The 17,407-nt window shown below is 38.3% G+C and carries 15 protein-coding genes, 1 tRNA gene and 1 riboswitch; of the genes, 7 read left to right on the top strand and 9 right to left on the bottom strand.

What is annotated here, in order from left to right; genetic code table 11:
- Positions 1-52: 52 nt before the first annotated feature.
- Complete coding sequence (gene murI, locus L323_RS36625) at positions 53-829, bottom strand: glutamate racemase (RefSeq protein ID WP_020816658.1); 777 nt, start codon at positions 827-829, stop codon at positions 53-55.
- 34 nt (positions 830-863) lie between these two features.
- Positions 864-1,265: a hypothetical protein gene (locus L323_RS36630; RefSeq protein ID WP_020816659.1), complete on the bottom strand. Its 402-nt coding sequence runs from the start codon at positions 1,263-1,265 to the stop codon at positions 864-866.
- 188 nt (positions 1,266-1,453) lie between these two features.
- Between L323_RS36630 and L323_RS36635 the strand changes: the two genes are divergently transcribed.
- Positions 1,454-2,542, top strand: coding sequence for a DUF6385 domain-containing protein (locus L323_RS36635; RefSeq protein ID WP_020816660.1), 1,089 nt, complete (start codon positions 1,454-1,456; stop codon positions 2,540-2,542).
- 160 nt (positions 2,543-2,702) lie between these two features.
- Here L323_RS36635 and L323_RS36640 read toward each other — a convergent pair.
- A tRNA-Pro gene (locus tag L323_RS36640) sits at positions 2,703-2,778 on the bottom strand.
- A gap of 304 nt (positions 2,779-3,082) precedes the next feature.
- Between L323_RS36640 and L323_RS36645 the strand changes: the two genes are divergently transcribed.
- Positions 3,083-3,802, top strand: a complete 720-nt coding sequence (locus L323_RS36645) for a tRNA 2-thiocytidine biosynthesis TtcA family protein (protein WP_020816661.1) — start codon at positions 3,083-3,085, stop codon at positions 3,800-3,802.
- A gap of 98 nt (positions 3,803-3,900) precedes the next feature.
- The gene (locus tag L323_RS36650) at positions 3,901-6,759 is read left to right on the top strand and encodes a phosphodiester glycosidase family protein (protein WP_020816662.1); all 2,859 of its coding nucleotides are present in this window, start codon (positions 3,901-3,903) and stop codon (positions 6,757-6,759) included.
- 86 nt (positions 6,760-6,845) lie between these two features.
- Here L323_RS36650 and galU read toward each other — a convergent pair whose 3' ends face one another.
- On the bottom strand, positions 6,846-7,721 hold the full coding sequence (galU, locus tag L323_RS36655; protein ID WP_020816663.1) for a UTP--glucose-1-phosphate uridylyltransferase GalU: 876 nt from the start codon (positions 7,719-7,721) through the stop codon (positions 6,846-6,848).
- 155 nt (positions 7,722-7,876) lie between these two features.
- A riboswitch (FMN riboswitch) is annotated at positions 7,877-8,005 on the top strand.
- 103 nt (positions 8,006-8,108) lie between these two features.
- Between galU and L323_RS36660 the strand changes: the two genes are divergently transcribed.
- Together L323_RS36660 and L323_RS36665 are read left to right on the top strand one after the other, a co-directional pair.
- Positions 8,109-8,660: an ECF transporter S component gene (locus L323_RS36660; RefSeq protein ID WP_020816664.1), complete on the top strand. Its 552-nt coding sequence runs from the start codon at positions 8,109-8,111 to the stop codon at positions 8,658-8,660.
- Positions 8,661-8,888: 228 nt separating this feature from the next.
- Positions 8,889-9,188, top strand: coding sequence for a hypothetical protein (locus L323_RS36665; RefSeq protein WP_020816665.1), 300 nt, complete (start codon positions 8,889-8,891; stop codon positions 9,186-9,188).
- Positions 9,189-9,471: 283 nt separating this feature from the next.
- Here L323_RS36665 and L323_RS41795 read toward each other — a convergent pair whose 3' ends face one another.
- Together L323_RS41795 and L323_RS41800 are read right to left on the bottom strand one after the other, a co-directional pair.
- Positions 9,472-10,230 carry a glycoside hydrolase family 3 protein gene (locus L323_RS41795; RefSeq protein ID WP_242835320.1) on the bottom strand — a complete coding sequence of 253 codons (759 nt, stop codon included), beginning with the start codon at positions 10,228-10,230 and terminating at the stop codon, positions 9,472-9,474.
- A gap of 28 nt (positions 10,231-10,258) precedes the next feature.
- Positions 10,259-11,389 carry a glycoside hydrolase family 3 protein gene (locus tag L323_RS41800; protein WP_242835321.1) on the bottom strand — a complete coding sequence of 377 codons (1,131 nt, stop codon included), beginning with the start codon at positions 11,387-11,389 and terminating at the stop codon, positions 10,259-10,261.
- A 128-nt stretch (positions 11,390-11,517) separates the two neighbouring features.
- Here L323_RS41800 and L323_RS36675 point away from each other — a divergent pair, with 128 nt between their 5' ends.
- Positions 11,518-12,411, top strand: coding sequence for a TraB/GumN family protein (locus L323_RS36675; protein WP_020816666.1), 894 nt, complete (start codon positions 11,518-11,520; stop codon positions 12,409-12,411).
- Positions 12,412-12,436: 25 nt separating this feature from the next.
- Here the strand turns inward: L323_RS36675 and L323_RS36680 are convergent, their stop codons facing one another.
- Positions 12,437-12,991, bottom strand: a complete 555-nt coding sequence (locus L323_RS36680) for a UbiX family flavin prenyltransferase (protein ID WP_031342390.1) — start codon at positions 12,989-12,991, stop codon at positions 12,437-12,439.
- A 116-nt stretch (positions 12,992-13,107) separates the two neighbouring features.
- Between L323_RS36680 and L323_RS36685 the strand changes: the two genes are divergently transcribed.
- On the top strand, positions 13,108-15,582 hold the full coding sequence (locus L323_RS36685) for a GH36-type glycosyl hydrolase domain-containing protein (protein WP_020816668.1): 2,475 nt from the start codon (positions 13,108-13,110) through the stop codon (positions 15,580-15,582).
- A 45-nt stretch (positions 15,583-15,627) separates the two neighbouring features.
- Here L323_RS36685 and L323_RS36690 read toward each other — a convergent pair whose 3' ends face one another.
- Both L323_RS36690 and L323_RS36695 read right to left on the bottom strand, forming a co-directional pair.
- The gene (locus L323_RS36690) at positions 15,628-16,464 is read right to left on the bottom strand and encodes a metal ABC transporter permease (protein WP_020816669.1); all 837 of its coding nucleotides are present in this window, start codon (positions 16,462-16,464) and stop codon (positions 15,628-15,630) included.
- The gene (locus L323_RS36695) at positions 16,464-17,273 is read right to left on the bottom strand and encodes a metal ABC transporter ATP-binding protein (protein WP_020816670.1); all 810 of its coding nucleotides are present in this window, start codon (positions 17,271-17,273) and stop codon (positions 16,464-16,466) included. The genes L323_RS36690 and L323_RS36695 overlap by 1 nt, the downstream gene beginning before the upstream one ends.
- Positions 17,274-17,407: the final 134 nt, after the last annotated feature.

Consider the following 17,407-nt stretch of genomic DNA (forward strand, 5'->3'; position numbering starts at 1 on the left):
TATTTCCCTTTATATATAGTAGGGAAATTATCCCTTTATAACAAAATAGTTTTTAACAATGAGAAATAAGCCATTTAAAGGTTTTCAGCCTTTCCTGATTCTGTATATTAATGCCGGAATCAAAAAAAACTACATTTCCGCCATCAACATTTGTACTAATAAGCTGCCTCTCCTCCAACAGACGCTTGAGATATCTGATTGTTCCTTCGCTTCCGTCTATTATATCAATAAAAGGAGGAAGTGCTTGTTTAAAAGCATCCCTGTATATAGGAAAATGAGTACAACCCAAAACAAAAGTTTTATAATTATCCAGATTAAAACCTTCCAATTTGTTTTTTATAACAGGTATTACCCTTTCATAATCAAATATCATATTTTCGGCCAGTTCAACCAGTTCAGGAAAAGGCAGATAATCTACTACATGTTCCTGATCCACTCTCTGAACCAGATTGTGAAATTTTTCCTCACGAAGAGTCAAGGCAGTGGCAAGGACAAGAACCCTTTTTCCGTTACCATTCTGGACAGCAGGCTTCACCGCTGGCTCCATTCCTAATATCGGAAAATCATACATGCCTCTGAGTTCTCTTACAGCAATGCTTGTAGCTGTATTGCATGCTACAACAAGTGCTTTGATTCCTTGATTCACCAGAAATTCTACGGCTTGAAAAACGTACTTCCTTACTTCATCCTTTGTCTTTGTTCCATAAGGTACATGTTCTATATCTGCATAATATATGTAATTTTCTTGGGGAAGCTGTCTTAGCGCCTCGCTTAAAACTGTTATCCCGCCAAAGCCGGAATCCAAAAAACCTATTTTATCGGTGTTCATCTAAATCCAATTACTCCTTTGCCCTTTGTATCTTTTAAAATTCCCTTCTGCGAGTGTTTTTAGACATTTTAGCCATAACACCAAATATAATCCACCCTATAATGCAATAAATAATTGAAGGAAGAAAATATATAAAATACATCAAATCCTTAAACATTATAGAAAAATCACCGGTACCATAATAGCTGTACATGGATATTCCTAAAGAATACAGTGCTGATAGTACTAGGCTGATAGGTATAATAACTAATGTTTCAGCTTCCCACAGTCTTCTGTACAAAAGTAGCATAGCAGCAGGGTATAAAATCGAAGTTGCTGCAAAAACGGAATAAATCCCGGCCATTGGCAGATTCAGCTGCACAATAATCATCAGCATTATTACTATTATAATCGTATTGAAGATACTAATTCCCAATGTCCTGAAAACTCTTCTCATATTTACCTCATCTACAAATAAAATCATATATTCAAACTTATTTATTATTATATAATATCATGTTTCCGGTTATCAAATTTTATTAATATACAGTTGGGATAAATGTTGACAATCTAATATATTATGTTAACCATTTGACATATTATTGAATATAATGTAGTAAAAGCAAATAAAAAGGAGTGAGCATTATGCCCGGAATGCCAATTTATCAAGATTCTCCGGCGAATCTAAAAAATCAGATTTTTGCAACAAACGGATCAGCTGTAATTAATGTTCAGGCTGACAGTACAGGTAGATTAAAGGTAGCAACAGACAGTTCGTCTCCCCTTGCTGTTGATGTAGACGAGACTGTAAATAGTATCGCTGTATATGGTAATGACGGTACTGCAAACCAGATTATAAAAACAAATGCCTCAGGTCAGTTGGATATTAGACCTTTAACAGTCTCTGATACAGTTAATGTTAATATCACTGAGGCTGATGACAGTATTACCGTATATGGTAATGATGGTACCACAAACCACATTATCAGAACAAACGCTACAGGCCAACTGGATATCAGACCTCTTACTTCTTCCGATACCGTTAATGTTGATATTTCGCAAGCCACTGACAGTGTTGCTATCTATGGTAATGACGGCACCGACAATCAAATAATAAAAACTAACTCCTCAGGTCAGATGGATATAAGACCGTTAACAGTTTCTGATACCGTTAGTGTTAATATCTCTGAGGCCGATGACAGTATTACCGTCTATGGTAATGATGGTACCACAAACCACATTATCAGAACAAATGCTACAGGCCAACTGGATATCAGGCCTTTGACCTCCTCCGACACTGTTAATGTTGATATTTCGCAAGTCACCGACAGTATTACTGTCTATGGTAGCGACGGCACCGACAATCGTGTTTTATTAACCGATTCAGCCGGAATTCTGCAAGTCAATTCTGCCCTAACCTTTACAAATGCTACACTTACAACCTCAGCCACAACAGACAGCTATCAGTATACAACCCAGCAAGAAATTGCTAAACTTAACACTTATCAATTCTTTGTAAAAAATACAGGAGACACAAACAATGTTACAGTTGTGGTCGAATTGAGTCCGAATGGTACCGATTGGGTAGTGGACAGTGACGAACGTCAGGTTAATCCCGGTGCCGCAACTATTATAACTTCAAGTAAATTTTTAAGATATATACGTTTAGGCTACAAGTCCACCAGTACCGGTGCCAGCACAGCTATAAGTGCTATTTTCCAAGGTCAAGGCTAAAAGAACACTTATAAACTCTCTCCAGCTAAATATAGAAAATCCTCGACAGAAATACCGTCGAGGGTTTTTTCGTGCCTGTCGTTCGCTTCGTGCCTTCCCAGGTTCAAGTCCTACCTTTTAACGCAAAAAATCCTCGACAGAAATCTGTCGAGGATTTAGTTGGTCGGAGTGAGAGGACTTGAACCTCCAGCATCTTGGTCCCAAACCAAGCGCGCTGCCAATTGCGCTACACCCCGTTATTTACACACTCGTTGTTTTCTCGAGTGCAAAAGTATTTTACTATAGCCCCAAAATATAATCAATTCGTCCATTGAGCATATTTCAGCATTTACCCTTCTGTTTCTTTATCATGCTCACTTTTACACCATTTTATTACCTGTTTTGTCAACAAATTTTACTTTTCGATGCACATGAGTGATTTCAGCGTCTTCCACTGTTCACAAGAACAATATATCCAATATGTAACATAATTGAAATGTAATATCTCTTGATACGTCATGGTAGTTTTTTTATAATGTAGTAAAACTAAGGAAAAAGGATGTGGTGTCTATACAGCGTATTTTAGGGCAAGTCAGACGGGCGGTTCAGGACTATAACATGATTGAAGATGGGGACAGGATTGCAGTTGGCGTAAGTGGCGGAAAAGATAGCATGACCCTTCTTACTGCACTAAGACAGCTTCAGAATTTTTATCCAAAAAAGTTTGAACTCGAGGCAATCAGTCTTACAATGGGTATAGGAAATTCCGATTTCACTCCGATTGTCGAATATTGCAAACAAATAGGAGTTAATTATACTATTGAAGAAACGCTGATTGGCAAGATAATTTTTGAAGTAAGAAACGAAAAGAATCCTTGTTCTATGTGTGCAAATCTTAGAAGAGGAGCTCTCCATAATAAAGCAAAAATGCTTGGCTGCAATAAGGTCGCTCTGGGCCATCATAGGGACGATGCTGTTGAAACCCTGTTGCTCAGTACCTTCTATGAAGGAAGAATACATACTTTTTCTCCTGTGACTTATCTTGACAGGAAGGATTTATACCTTATTCGTCCTCTTATTTATACTGAAGAAAAGCAAATAAAATCAGTTGTAAAGTCAGAGAGTCTTCCAATTGTTAAAAGTCCATGTCATGTAGATGGTAAAACGAAACGTCAGTATATCAAGGATTTGATTCTTGAACTCCAAAAGGATAACAGAGAAATTAAAAGTAACCTTTTTGGAGCAATAAAACGTGCGGAAATCGACGGATGGCACGAATAACACCATACCCCGTAAGTTGTTGCAATGGAACCTGGGTAAAGCCACTTAATTTCACAGCGGGGTAAATCAACATAATATTGGGGGTACATAACAGAAAAATGAATAAATACATACGTAGAAGTCTTGCACTTTTAGTTATCTTAACTTTATTGCTGACATCTTTCAGCAATGTATTCGGAGCACAACAGCTTATAAGTCAAACTGTTGAAAAGCAGACAGTTACTTCGGGTGTGACTTTGGAAAGCTATGACCGCTTTACTACAAGCGGGTGGATTAAATCCTATGTTCTCAGAGTAGATTTGTCTGATAAAAACGTAAAGGTAGACACGCTGGTAAATAAAAAATCAGTGGTTGGTTCTTCAACTGTTTTGAATCTGGCAAAAAACAGCGGAGCAATTGCTGCAGTAAACGGCAGCTTTTTTGATTTCGGAGCCAAGGGAAGCGGAAACAGTTATACTTACGGCCCTGTTGTTTCTTCAGGTGAAGTTGATCTGGCAGCTACCAGAGACAGTAAGGATACCGGGACCTTTTCCCTTAATGATGTCAACGAAGCACTATTTACATACTGGAATACCAAGGTTGAACTTATCACTCCAAAAGGTGAAAAAAAAGTTGCCGCATCATATAACCGGTACAACGGTAATTTTAACGGAATGTCTATAATAGATGCAAAATGGGGTGCTAAAACTCCCGGTGCCACAACTAAATATCCTGAATGGATTGAAATGGTAGTTGAAGACGGTATAGTAAAAGAGTTTAATGAAAACAAACCCGGTATTGATATGCCTAAAAATGGTTTTGTTGTGTTAGGTGCGGGAAGTCATATTCAATATTTAAAGGATAACTTCAAGGTTGGTGATCCGGTTGAATACAGTATCACCATGAACGTTGATACGAGTAAAATGACCATGGCTCTTACAGGCGGTGCAATGCTTGTAAAGGATGATAAAGTTTTAACCTCTTTCTCTCACAACCCCGTGTCACCCAGTACAAGAGCACCAAGAACTGCAATAGGAACATCAAAAGATGGAAAAACCCTGATTATTGCTGCTGTTGACGGAAAATCCAGTGCAAGTATAGGTATGACACAAGCAGAGCTTGCATCGTATATGCATGAACTTGGCTGTGCAAATGCACTGAATCTTGACGGAGGCGGCTCGACTACACTGGTATCCAGAGAACAGGGCACAACAGGTTTAAGCGTCCAGAACAGGCCTTCAGACGGTTCACAAAGAGGAGTAGGCGCATCTCTGGGAATTTTCTCAGTAGCACCTCAAGGGCCTGTAGATTCTCTTTACGTAACTTCATATGAGGAGCAAGTATTTGTTAACACCTCCAGAGCTTTTACAGCAAGGGGTTTGGACAAATATATGAATCCGGTTAATATTAATACAGATGATATAAAATGGTCTGTCTCCGGTGTCAAGGGTACTTTCAAAGGAAATGTACTATATCCTACCACAGCGGGAGAAGCTATAGTTACGGCAAAAATAGGTGACCATGTAGTTGGAACATGTCCTATTACTGTACTGGAGTCCCCTGCCAGACTTGAACTGAATCATGACATTCTTAATATTAACCCCGGAAGTTCCGTTACATTATCAGTTAAAGGTTGGGATAAAAACGGTTATACATCAAGTATTCCCCCTGCAAACATCAAGTGGAGTACAGGCGGGAATGTAGGAAATATATCCTCATCAAATGTATTTACTGCAAATAAAAACGGAGGAACAGGTTATATAACCGCCACAGTAGGCTCAGCAATTGTTTCATGTCCTGTGTCTATTCGTATGTCCGGTATAACCAAAATTATTCAAGACTTTAATTCAACAGGAATAAAACTGACAACCTCGCCAAAATCGGCCAAAGCATCTTTTAATCTGGCCTCCAACGTATATAAGTCAGCAAAATACTCCGGGAAAATCACATATGATTTTTCCACTGACTTAAGTGTAAACAAAACAGCATATTTGAACTTGCCAAATGGAGGCTATACATTGGAATCCACCACCTCAAAACTTGGTATGTGGGTTTACAGTTCAGCCAAAAGACCAATTTGGATAGGAGCTACTGTTCATGATTCTAAAGGAAACTACAGTAGTGAATATTTTGCAAAAGGTATCACTTGGACAGGGTGGAAGTACCTTGAAGTATCTTTAGATGATTTGAATACACCTAAAAAAGTAACAAACGTATTTGCTGTCCAGCCTAAAAACGGAAAGTCTTCAGGGACAGTTTATTTTGACAACTTGACAATGGTTTACACAGGCTATCCTGATGTTGATATGTCAAAGGTTCCAAAAACAACTGTACCAAAAGATGATAATTATAAGGATAGTACTGTATCAGGCGCCGATTCAATGACCTTTTCAGTATTTGGCCAGTCAACAGCATATACTTCATCCAACAAGACACAGATTAACATGCTTAACACACTAGCAGGCCGTGTAGGCAGTTCTGTTGATGTCTCTGTTCTGGTTGGCTCAAATGACGGTCTTACAAGAAGCAGTATAAAGGTTCCTCAGTTGAGTACCACAGCAAGCTACAAGTCTTTGGATATTAACGGCAGCAGACTTATTCAGCTGAATACCTCCAAAGGCGGCTTACGTGTAACAAACGCCAATGAGTGGTTATGGTTTATTAATCAACTTAATTCCTTTAACGGCAAAAACGTATTTGTATTTCTAAAGGAAGACCCTTTGAAATTCAATGATACTAAAGAAGGACAGCTTCTAAAAGATACACTTACAGATTTTAAAAAGAAAACCGGAAAGAACATATGGGTATTCTATAAAGGAAATTCCAATTCAAGCTATATGGACAAGGGCGTTAAATATGTAGTCACCGCAGGCTTTGATTCTTATGGTTTCAGTGATAGCAACAAGGGTGCTGCAAAGTATGCCGTTGTAAATGTTAAGGGAAACTCCATAACATATCAGTTCAAATCATTCAATTAAGCCATAAAAATAAAACCGGAAGCAATAAGCTAAGTGCTTAAATGTTTCCGGTTTTTTTATTTTCTCTTTTTGTGATAGTACATTGCTTATTCAGGAAGCTGTTCCATTTTATGCTTCAGAAAAGCTGTAAAATCATCCTTTAATTCTTCTCTTTTTAGAGCAAATTCTACCGTAGCCTTTAAAAATCCAATTCTATCTCCAACATCATACCTGTCGCCTTCAAAATCAAAGGCATACATTGCTTCCTGCTCCATAAGCTTCTGCAATGCGTCTGTTAGCCAAATTTCACCATTCTTACCCGGCGTAGCAGTTTGCAGGAATTCAAAAATTCTGGGAGAAATAATATACCTACCCAGTATAGCTATATTTGATGGTGCCTGCTCAACCTCCGGTTTCTCAACCAATCCTTTTACCTTATATACTCTTTCATCTATCTGTGTTCCACCTATAACACCGTATTTTGTTACATCCTGAAGGGGTACTTTTTGAACTCCCAGAATAGTAGTCTGGTATTCGTTATATACATCCATCAACTGCTTGATACACGGTACCGGAGAATCCACTATATCGTCACCCAACATGACAGCAAAGGGCTCATTGCCGATAAACGATTTAGCACAATAAATAGCATGTCCGAGGCCTTTTGCTTCCTTCTGTCTTATGTAGTGTATATTTGCAATATTTGAAATCTCCTGTACAACACTCAACAGCTCCTGTTTACCTTTTCTATGGAGCTCCTCTTCCAGTTCGTAAGATTTATCAAAATGGTCTTCAATTGCTCTTTTATTTCTTCCGGAGATAATAAGTATATCCTCTATCCCCGCAGCAACTGCTTCTTCAACAATGTATTGTATAGTAGGTTTATCGACTATAGGTATCATTTCCTTAGGTTGTGCCTTGGTTGCAGGTAAAAATCTAGTTCCAAGACCGGCAGCAGGTATTATCGCTTTTCGTACTTTCATAGATTTCCTCCATATGTACTTTATTCAAATATATTTTACCACATATTTTAATTTTATCGCAACAAATGTTTCCATTTATACCCTTTTAATCCAATGCATTGATTATCGTTTTATTTTATGTTATAGTTTTAACATAGCTATAATTAAAAACTTCATAATATCTTCAGGGCAGGGTGTAATTCCCTACCGGCGGTAATGTACTAATTAGTATTAGCCCGCGAGCGTTTTGCAGACATGGTGTGATTCCATGGCCGACAGTACAGTCTGGATGAAAGAAGAACAATAAACAACATTAATTTGTTATTTGGTTAAGCTCTGTGGATTATTATTCCCAGGGCTTTTTAATTTACTTTTATTATTTACATTACCATAAGGGGGCAAATCTCAATGAATAGCAGTAGAATCAGAAAAATGACAACAATGGGTGTATTGGTAGCAATTTCAGTAATACTCATAATATCTCCACTAAAATTTCCCTTTCCCGCTGCACCGTTCCTTGTATATGATGCTGCAGACGTTTCCATTATTATAGGAGGATTTATCTTTGGGCCTGTTGAAGGCATTATACTTACCATTGTAACGGCTCTTGTTCAAACTCTGGCAGTTAGTACCGGAGGGGGATGGATAGGTTGCGTTATGCATATTGTTGCTACGTCAGCTCTGGTAAGTACCGCTTCTATAGTTTATTTAAAGAAAAAAACTCTTAAAAGTGCTGTTATAGGTTTAATTCTGGGAAGTCTTGCAATGACTGCACTAATGATACCCATGAACATGATATTTTATCCTTTGTTTGCGGGAACCCCGGTTGATGCTGTAATTAAAATGATTGTTCCGGCTTTGCTTCCTTTTAATCTAATGAAGGCAGGTCTTAACTCAGCAATCGCCTTATTACTGTACAAATCTGCCGGCAGACTACTATCCCAGATAGCCCTTAAATAAGGCTATTCGGGGACTATCACCCCAAAAATCAGGAAATGATTGCAATTATTTGTTATAGCTATTATGATATATGTTATCAAAAATATAAAATATTAGGAATTACATATTTACATTAAAATAATTAGCACGTATTATAATATTAACATCATATTGTGACAGTGTCACATGGGCATCATATGCCAATTAATTTTAATTTTGCTAATGCAACAATTGCGGGGTGATATTGGTATGGAATTTTGTAATAAATGCGGCTCTTTGAAGATTAGCGGGAATTGCACAAACAAAAAATGTGATCAACATGTTAAATCTATGGTAGAATTGGCTACCACTCAGCAAATTGAGTACATCAAAGAGTTGGCAGAGCAGTTAAATGAAGATGTCAGTGAAATGAACTTCGAAACCATGACAAAAAATGACGCTTCATATCTTATTGATGACTATCTGGAACGGTTGGATGACACTGACAAGAAATTTATAGCTGAAGATGATATTCTTGATGATGAAGAAACTGACGAAGAAGAATTATAAAGTTATATTATATTTTAAAAAGCGAGGGAAAATTCCTCGCTTTTTATTTTTTCAACAAAATGTCCTAAAAGCTGTTGATAACTTCTGAATTACTTGTTAATTATAACATGTGGATATGTGATACTGTTTACAAAAAACTGTGAATAACTATAAAACCTCATGGGGATTAAGGATTCCCCGCGTTTTCTACATACTTTTTAATATTGCGTTATATATGTGGATAATGTGTATAAATCTGTGCATAATTCAAATTTGATAGTTCACATAAGTGTGGAAAAGTGAGTTAATTTGAATATTTCAAATTAAATCCGTACTGAAAAAGAGCATCATATTCTTCATTGTTATCCAATTTTTCAATTGTAATGGGAAGTTGTTCAGCTGATTTAGGCCAGCTCACAGGTAATCGTCCTTTGAAATTGCAGTTATCTCCGTAAATGACCGATGCAACTGCCCTTCCTTCCGTGCCTGGTAACCATGCCTCAACCAAGGCATCCCATTTATTAATCTCACTTGTAATTATCCTTGGTCTCCCAGATACAATAATGACAACGATGGGTTTTTTTGATTCATATGCAATTTTCAGTGTATGGGCATTATCACTAAAGGCCAGCCCCTCGCTTAATCCCAGAGTCTTTTCATCGCCTTTTCCCTCAGCATAAGGATGTTCTCCTAAAACTGCAACAACAACATCTGCGTCTTTTATTTTTGCAGGATCGGTGATTATAATACCTCTTCCCTCATCTGCCATTTCCTTAAATCCATCCAGAATAGTTGTACCACTCATCCACCTCTTATCTCCGACATCCAATCCACCTTGCCATGTCTTTGTCCACCCCCCGCATTGTACACCTATATTATCAGAGGCTGGTCCAATAACTGCAACTTTTGCTGATTTTTTGAGTGGAAGTATGTTCTTTTTATTTTTCAGAAGAACCAAGGATTCCTTCACAGCCTGTTCTGCAATTTTAATATTGGAATTCTGCCTGATATCATAATCCTTATTTGTCCTATCACCTTTATCGGCAAATTTGTTTGTCTCCATTTTTACTCTTAGTATTCTGAAAACTGCTTCATCTATCCATATTTATATCCTGACGCTTCTCACTTGCTGCCTCCAGTAAACATTTATAGGACTCCTTCCACCGTTTCCCTTCCATTAATACATCTATTCCTGCATTCACTGCATTTACTACCTTTATATAAAGGCTGTTGCCATCCAGATATTCAACACCCTCATAGTCACTGATTACTACTCCCTGAAAGCCAATATCCTGCTTAAGTTTGTATTCTATTAGATCTCTTTCGGAGTGGTTTTTTCTGCCCTTTACACTGCTGTATGAGACCATAATTGTTTTAACTCCGGCTTTAACTGCATCCTTGTATACAGATATATATTTATCTTTAAGTTCCTCTGTGCTGATATTGGTATTTCCACGATCAAGCAGTCCATTCGTGCCTGAGCCAAACTCAACTGCTCCGTCTGCCACGTAATGCTTTGCACATGCAATTATCCCCTTTTCCTGAAGAGATGTTATAAAAGGGGTTGCCATCATGGTCACAAGATCCGAGGTCTCACTGAAACACTCATAATCCCTCCCCCATCTTATATCGTTGCTTACTGCAACACACGGGGAAAATGTCCAATCAACGCCTATTGAATTTAATTCATCTGCCACGGCTGCTCCGATTTCCCTTGCAAGTTTTCCGTTACGGGTAGCCCCCAAGGCGATATTGTGAGGATATATAACGGTATCCTTCATGTTGTTGTTGCCATGAACTGCATCTACGGCAAATAAGAGAGGTATCGACAGCCTTGACTCTTTAGCCGCATTTTTATATGTACGTATCATTTTTCTCCAACCATCCGGGTTATTTTCTTCCGGAGCTGAGCCCCCTTGGGCAAAAACAGACCCTATTGAGTAGGTTTTAACATCCTGCACGGTAATATAGTCCTTTTCCGCCATAATCATCTGACCTACTTTTTCCTCCAGCGTCATATTTTTTATGTATGCAGTTATATTTTCTTTGATTGATTTTTCTTTGTCGTATATTGCCTTTACTCCTGAATTATTTCCGCTGTCTGTGGAAATATGAGTGTTGTTTGGAGCCTTATGTGTATTTGGTGTAGTATTACTGCAGCAGCATAGTGATATTATTAATAAAGAGGTCAGAAGTAATCTTTCCAGTCTTTTAAAGTTCAATTAATCACCCCAGTGTTTGGTATATATTACTATAATATTAAAATTATTGTAATATATCAACAGTAATCTACTTATATCTTAATATAGTTAGTAGTATTTAATAAATTAATATAATCCGGAGGTTTTCAATGAGAAGATTACTACCCTTTATTACCTTAATACTTATTATATGCCTTACTTTGGCATCTTCAGCTTCTACTGAAGCCCTTCCTGCCGAGAATAACCATATAAGCATGTGGAAAGTTACAAATCAAAATGATGCCTCGGAAAGAAATATTACATACCTTCTGGGATCATTATCAATTACAGACAAAAGCATATTCCCTTTAAATTCACAACTTGAAAAGGTATACAATGAATGTTCAAAAATCATTGTAGAAACAGACATGACAAAAACTACACAGGATCAAACCGTAACAGCCCTGCTAAAATATGGACTGCTATCAAAAACAACCATAGATAAGGTGTTAACAAAGGAACAGTATACAAAAGCAGACAACCTTATAAAAAAGTATACTCAGAATAAGAAATCACTTTCTGCCTATAAGACTTTTATGCCCTGGGTAATAGAAAACCTGATTTCTAGTCTTTCAATTAGCAACTCACCAAATTTTTTACAAGACCCTGTTCCTTCATATTTTATAACAAAGGCAAAGAAGGACGGAAAGTCAATACTTGAAATTGAATCTCCCGATTCACAGCTAAGCAGGCTCAGCTCAATGTCATATTCTCTTCAAGGTTCACTACTTGAAAATACCATTAAAGTTATAGAAAAGGAATCTGAAGCTGTAAAAAATGCAACGGCATTATGGAAAGACGGTGACATCGAGGGCCTTAGCGAGCTATATTCATTTGACAAGGCCACTCAAACAACGGTAACCCAAAAAACCTATGAATGCATTACAAAATATTTAAAATCCGGAGGTAAATATTTTGCCATAGCAGATATTTCAAGATTGACTGGAAAGAGCGGTATTATTAATATGCTCAGGGAAAAAGGCTATAAAGTAGAACAGCTGTAGTACTTAAAAGGGGCTTGCAGGTAAATTACTCCCATCTGCGTCCTATTTCATTGGCAATGCCTAAGCAATCACATATTTTCATAACCTGATGATTCAGTACATCATCCAGTGTTTTCGGCTTATTATAAAAAGCCGGCATTGGCGGTATTATTTTCACTCCAAGTCGTGAGAGCTTAAGCATATTTTCAAGGTGTATGGAATTAAGCGGAGTTTCTCTGGGACAAATGATGAGCTTTCGTGATTCTTTAAGAGCAACATCTGCAGCTCTTGATACAAGAGTGTCGCAGATACCGTTTGAAATGCAAGCCAGTGTCTTCATACTACACGGAACAATTACTGTTGCGTCAGTTATATATGAGCCGCTGGATATCCTCGCAGCCAAGCCATCATTATCATATGTGTAATTTGCAAGCCCCAACACTTGCTCAATACTGTAGTCCGTTTCGAGTCCTATATTCTTAACGGCATATTTGCTCATTACAAGATGAGTTGTTACTTGGGGTACAATCTTAAGTACCTCAAGGAGTCTGATTCCATAAATGGCTCCTGAAGCCCCGGTAATCCCTACAACTATATTTATTTAAAACACCTGCCTTTTTTCATTAATAATTATTTTTCTAATGTTTTGAATTGTTGACATTTATTTTAAGATTTATGATATTATTATCTCTGAATTTGGTTTTCGGAGGTGCTTTAATGAATTTTGGTCATTTTAATCCAGTTAACAAGGAGTATGTTATTACCCGCCCGGATACTCCTGCCCCCTGGTGTAATTATCTTGGGTCTGTAGACTACGGTGCAATTATATCCAACAATGCAACGGGCTATAGTTTTGTAAAATCCGGTGCAGCCGGGAGAATAATTCGTTTCAGATTAAATTCAATGTCCAACGATCAACCCGGAAGATTTATTTATATACGGGACAATGCAGACGGGGATTACTGGTCAGGCTCGTGGCAGCCGGTTTGTAAATCAATTGACAGCTATAAGAGTGAGTGCAGACATGGAACTGCCTACACTATTATTTCTTCCTCCTACAAGGATATAGAAAGCCGTACCCTTTACTATGTTCCTCTTGATAAAAACTATGAAGTATGGAATTTGAGAATAAAGAATACTGGCATAAACAAACGGAGCTTATCTATATATGGCATGGCGGAATTTACAAACCATGATCACTATGAAAATGACACTGTAAATCTTCAATATTCGCAATTTATAAGTAAAACATATTTTAAAGATAATCACATACTCCAGGTAATTAACGAAAATGGAAGTGAGGCATCAGCAGATGTTGAAGGAACTTCCAATAAAAAGGGCGACCCCATATACAGGTTCTTCGGTCTGGCAGGACAGTCAGTTTCTGCTTTTGACGGCGAAAGAGATGTGTTTATAGGTAACTACAGAAATTATGGCAATCCTGTTGCCGTAGAATCGGGAAGGTGTTCAAATACCGTTGCCTATAACGGAAATTCCTTTGGGGCTCTCCAGACAGATATAGAATTAAATCCCGGTGAGGAAGCTGAAATGACTTTCCTCCTTGGAGCAGGAAATGACGAGTTTGCAAGAAATTTAATTTCAAAATATGATACCGTTGGAAAGACGAATAAGTGCTCTTGTGAAGATGCTTTTGACTTCAGCGAAGTTGTATCACATGAGCTTACACAACTTAAAACCTTCTGGCATTCAAGGCTGGGCAACCTTCAGGTGGAAACCCCGGATGATAATTTTAATAATATGGCAAACGTCTGGAATGCATACCAGTGCTTTATAACATTTTTCTGGTCCAGAGCAGCCTCCTTCCAATACTGCGGTCTGAGAAACGGTTTAGGATACCGTGACACGGTACAGGATATACAGGGTATAATCCACTTAGACCCTAATGCTGCACGAGAAAGACTTTGGCTTATGCTTTCGGGACAAGTTTCCAACGGCGGCGGTCTGCCTCTTGTGAAGTTCGATCATATGCCCGGAAAGGAAGCTACTCCTGATGAATCACAATATGCAAAAGAGACGGGACAATCCTTCTACCGGGCAGATGATGCACTTTGGCTCTTCCCAACTGTTATTACATATATTAAAGAAAGCGGCGATTGGAACTTTATAGATGAAAAAATCCCTTATGCAGACAAGGGTGAAGCAACTGTTTACACTCACCTGAAACAAGCGATACAGTTTAACTTGGACAGACAAGGTAGCCATGGTCTGCCTGCCGGTTTGTTTGCTGACTGGAACGATTGCCTTAGACTTGGCTCAAAGGGAGAATCTCTTTTCGTGGCATTCCAGCTGTACCATGCCCTTAAAATTTTTGAAGAATTTGCAGTTAAAAAGGGTGCTTCAGCTGATATGGTATGGGCAAAAGACCGTCTTGAAGAATTAAGCGGAAATCTCCAAAAATCCGCATGGGAAGGGGATCAATATGTCCGTGGATTCACTGATGACGGATATATTATCGGATCAAAGAACAATTCCGAAGCAAGCCTGTGGCTTAATCCTCAGGTCTGGTCCGTTATAAGCGGTGCTGCTGAAGGTGAAAAGGCCAGTACCGTTCTTGATAAGGTATATGCCAATCTGAATACTAAATATGGTGCAATGTTATTTTACCCGGCTTTCAGGGAATATGGTCTTCCTGTGGCAAGAATGTCACTTTTTAATGCTGGAACCAAGGAAAATGCTGGAATATTCTCACAGCCCCAAGGCTGGTTGATATTAGCTGAAACAATAATAGGAAATGGCAACAGGGCCTATGAATATTTTACCGAAATAAATCCGGCTGCCATGAATGACAATGCCGAAAAGAGAAAACTGGAGCCATATATCCACGGTCAGGCCACAGAAGGAATTGATACCCAAAATCACGGACGTTCACATGTTCACTGGCTGACAGGTACAGCTTCAACCGTCATGGTTTCAATGGTGTACGGAATTCTGGGATTACAACCTGAGTACGATGGTATAAAAATCAATCCATGCATCCCTTCAATCTGGAAGAACTTTAAAATGACAAAGGTGTTTAGAAATAATGTTCTCAATATAACTGTCGACAACAGTCAGGGAGTGGAAAAAGGAGTACAATACGTTACCGTTAACGGGAAACACATTGATGGCTGTTATATCAGCATAAATGAACTTAAGGATACTAATGAAATAGTAGTAGTAATGGGAAAATAAAAGAGAAAGCAGGGTATGATATATTATCACATACCCTGCTTCTTGTTATATAAACCTTTTCCTTAATCCAAGCGTTATAAAGTAAATAACCGCAGCAATAATAACTATTGTTGCCCCCGTTGCAGTATCCAGATAGTATGACATGATAAGTCCACCAATACCTGAAACAAAAGAAATCAGTAACGCAATGATATTGTACTGCCGGGCGTTTGTTGATACATTTCTTGCAGCTGCGGCGGGAAGAACCAGGAGTGAATTAATTATCAAAAGTCCGATCCACTGTATGCTGACTGTTACCACCACTGCAATAGCAGATGTGAAAGCCAGTTCAACCGCTATAGTATTTATTCCGCGGCTTTTTGCCAGTGATTGATTCAAGCTTACCAAAAGTATTTTATTGTAAAACATTAACCAAAGTACGATTATTACAATGGCTATAATGAGTAATAGCCCTACCTCTCCGGCACTTATACTTAAAAGATCCCCCACCAGTACAGAAGAGTATTTACCGCTGCCTTTCGAATATATTAGGACAACACCCAAGGCTATTGCAGCAGAAGAAAATACACCTATAACCGTATCCGTGGATGTCTTTGTTTTATTCTTCACAATTGTAATCAGTACGGAAAAAGCAATAGAAAACACTATCGCAGACCACATAGGCTGAAAAATACCTATTGCAGTGCCTATTGCAATCCCGGTAAACGCACCATGCCCCAAGGCATCAGAGAAAAATGCCATACGGTTGTTTACAATGATTGTTCCCAGAATACCAAATACCGGAGCAATCAGCAAAATAGCCAGAAAGGCATTTTTCATAAATTCATAGCTAAGCCAACTGAACGGGAGAATAATATCAAGTATTTTATATATCTGCTCCATTATTTCCCGCCTCCGTTCTCGTCGGTTTCATTTCCCAAAATACCGGTCAGACCAAAGGTTTCATGCATACGTTCATCAGTATAAACTTCTTCCGGAGTTCCGTTAAGTATTACAGTCCTGTTTAACAAAACCACCCTGTCTGCATGTTTCCTTACCAAATCAAGGTCATGGGATACAAGTATTATAGTCAGATCATACTCTTTTCTTATCTTAGATACAATCTCATAGAAAACTTCAAGACCCTTCCTGTCAACTCCTGACACCGGCTCGTCCAGAAGTAAAAGCTGTGGCATTGGCTCAAGTGCCAGCGCCAGTAACACTCTTTGCAACTCTCCACCGGACAAAGCTCCCAATCGTTTGTCTATAAGTTTATCCGCCTGAACTCTGTCCAGACAATCTATAATTCTTTTGTCCACTTTTTTTGAAACACCCTGCCATGCAGGTTTTCTACTCATACATGATGCAAACAGGTTTCTTACGCTAAGAGGTGCGGAAGTATCAAATTCCAGTTGCTGAGGTACATACCCGACAACAGGCCTCCCGGCAGCCTCCCCACTGGCTCCTGCAAACACAATATTACCCTCATGCTTAATTTCTCCGAGTATAGATTTAAGCAAAGTACTCTTTCCTGCCCCATTAGGGCCTATAATCGCAGTCAGCTCCCCACAGTGCAGGTGAAGATTTACATCCTGTAATATTTGCGTTCTGCCTATCGTTACTGAAAAATTCTCTATCTTAGTACAGCAGTATCCGCAACAGCCCAAGCTATTCTCACAATTTCCCCTGTGCTTTCCAATAAACTCTTCCATTATATTTCCTCATATTCCAATAATATTGCAGTTAATTTTAGTATTAACTATTATACACCTTTCCCTTTGAAAAGATAATATTTTTAAAATTATATGGTATTAATATCTGCCTATATGCAAACACTTAGTTATAT

Origin of the sequence: Ruminiclostridium papyrosolvens C7 (assembly GCF_000421965.1) — a bacterium.
GTDB classification, from domain to species: domain Bacteria; phylum Bacillota; class Clostridia; order Acetivibrionales; family DSM-1351; genus Ruminiclostridium; species Ruminiclostridium papyrosolvens_A.

Excerpts from the sequence above, each read along its gene's own strand:
- murI (WP_020816658.1), bottom strand. The coding sequence starts at position 829 with ATGAACACCGATAAAATAGGTTTTTTGGATTCCGGCTTTGGCGGGATA.
- L323_RS36630 (WP_020816659.1), bottom strand. The coding sequence starts at position 1,265 with ATGAGAAGAGTTTTCAGGACATTGGGAATTAGTATCTTCAATACGATT.
- L323_RS36635 (WP_020816660.1), top strand. The coding sequence starts at position 1,454 with ATGCCCGGAATGCCAATTTATCAAGATTCTCCGGCGAATCTAAAAAAT.
- L323_RS36650 (WP_020816662.1), top strand. The coding sequence starts at position 3,901 with ATGAATAAATACATACGTAGAAGTCTTGCACTTTTAGTTATCTTAACT.
- galU (WP_020816663.1), bottom strand. The coding sequence starts at position 7,721 with ATGAAAGTACGAAAAGCGATAATACCTGCTGCCGGTCTTGGAACTAGA.
- L323_RS36660 (WP_020816664.1), top strand. The coding sequence starts at position 8,109 with ATGAATAGCAGTAGAATCAGAAAAATGACAACAATGGGTGTATTGGTA.
- L323_RS36665 (WP_020816665.1), top strand. The coding sequence starts at position 8,889 with ATGGAATTTTGTAATAAATGCGGCTCTTTGAAGATTAGCGGGAATTGC.
- L323_RS41795 (WP_242835320.1), bottom strand. The coding sequence starts at position 10,230 with ATGGAGACAAACAAATTTGCCGATAAAGGTGATAGGACAAATAAGGAT.
- L323_RS36675 (WP_020816666.1), top strand. The coding sequence starts at position 11,518 with ATGAGAAGATTACTACCCTTTATTACCTTAATACTTATTATATGCCTT.
- L323_RS36685 (WP_020816668.1), top strand. The coding sequence starts at position 13,108 with ATGAATTTTGGTCATTTTAATCCAGTTAACAAGGAGTATGTTATTACC.
- L323_RS36690 (WP_020816669.1), bottom strand. The coding sequence starts at position 16,464 with ATGGAGCAGATATATAAAATACTTGATATTATTCTCCCGTTCAGTTGG.
- L323_RS36695 (WP_020816670.1), bottom strand. The coding sequence starts at position 17,273 with ATGGAAGAGTTTATTGGAAAGCACAGGGGAAATTGTGAGAATAGCTTG.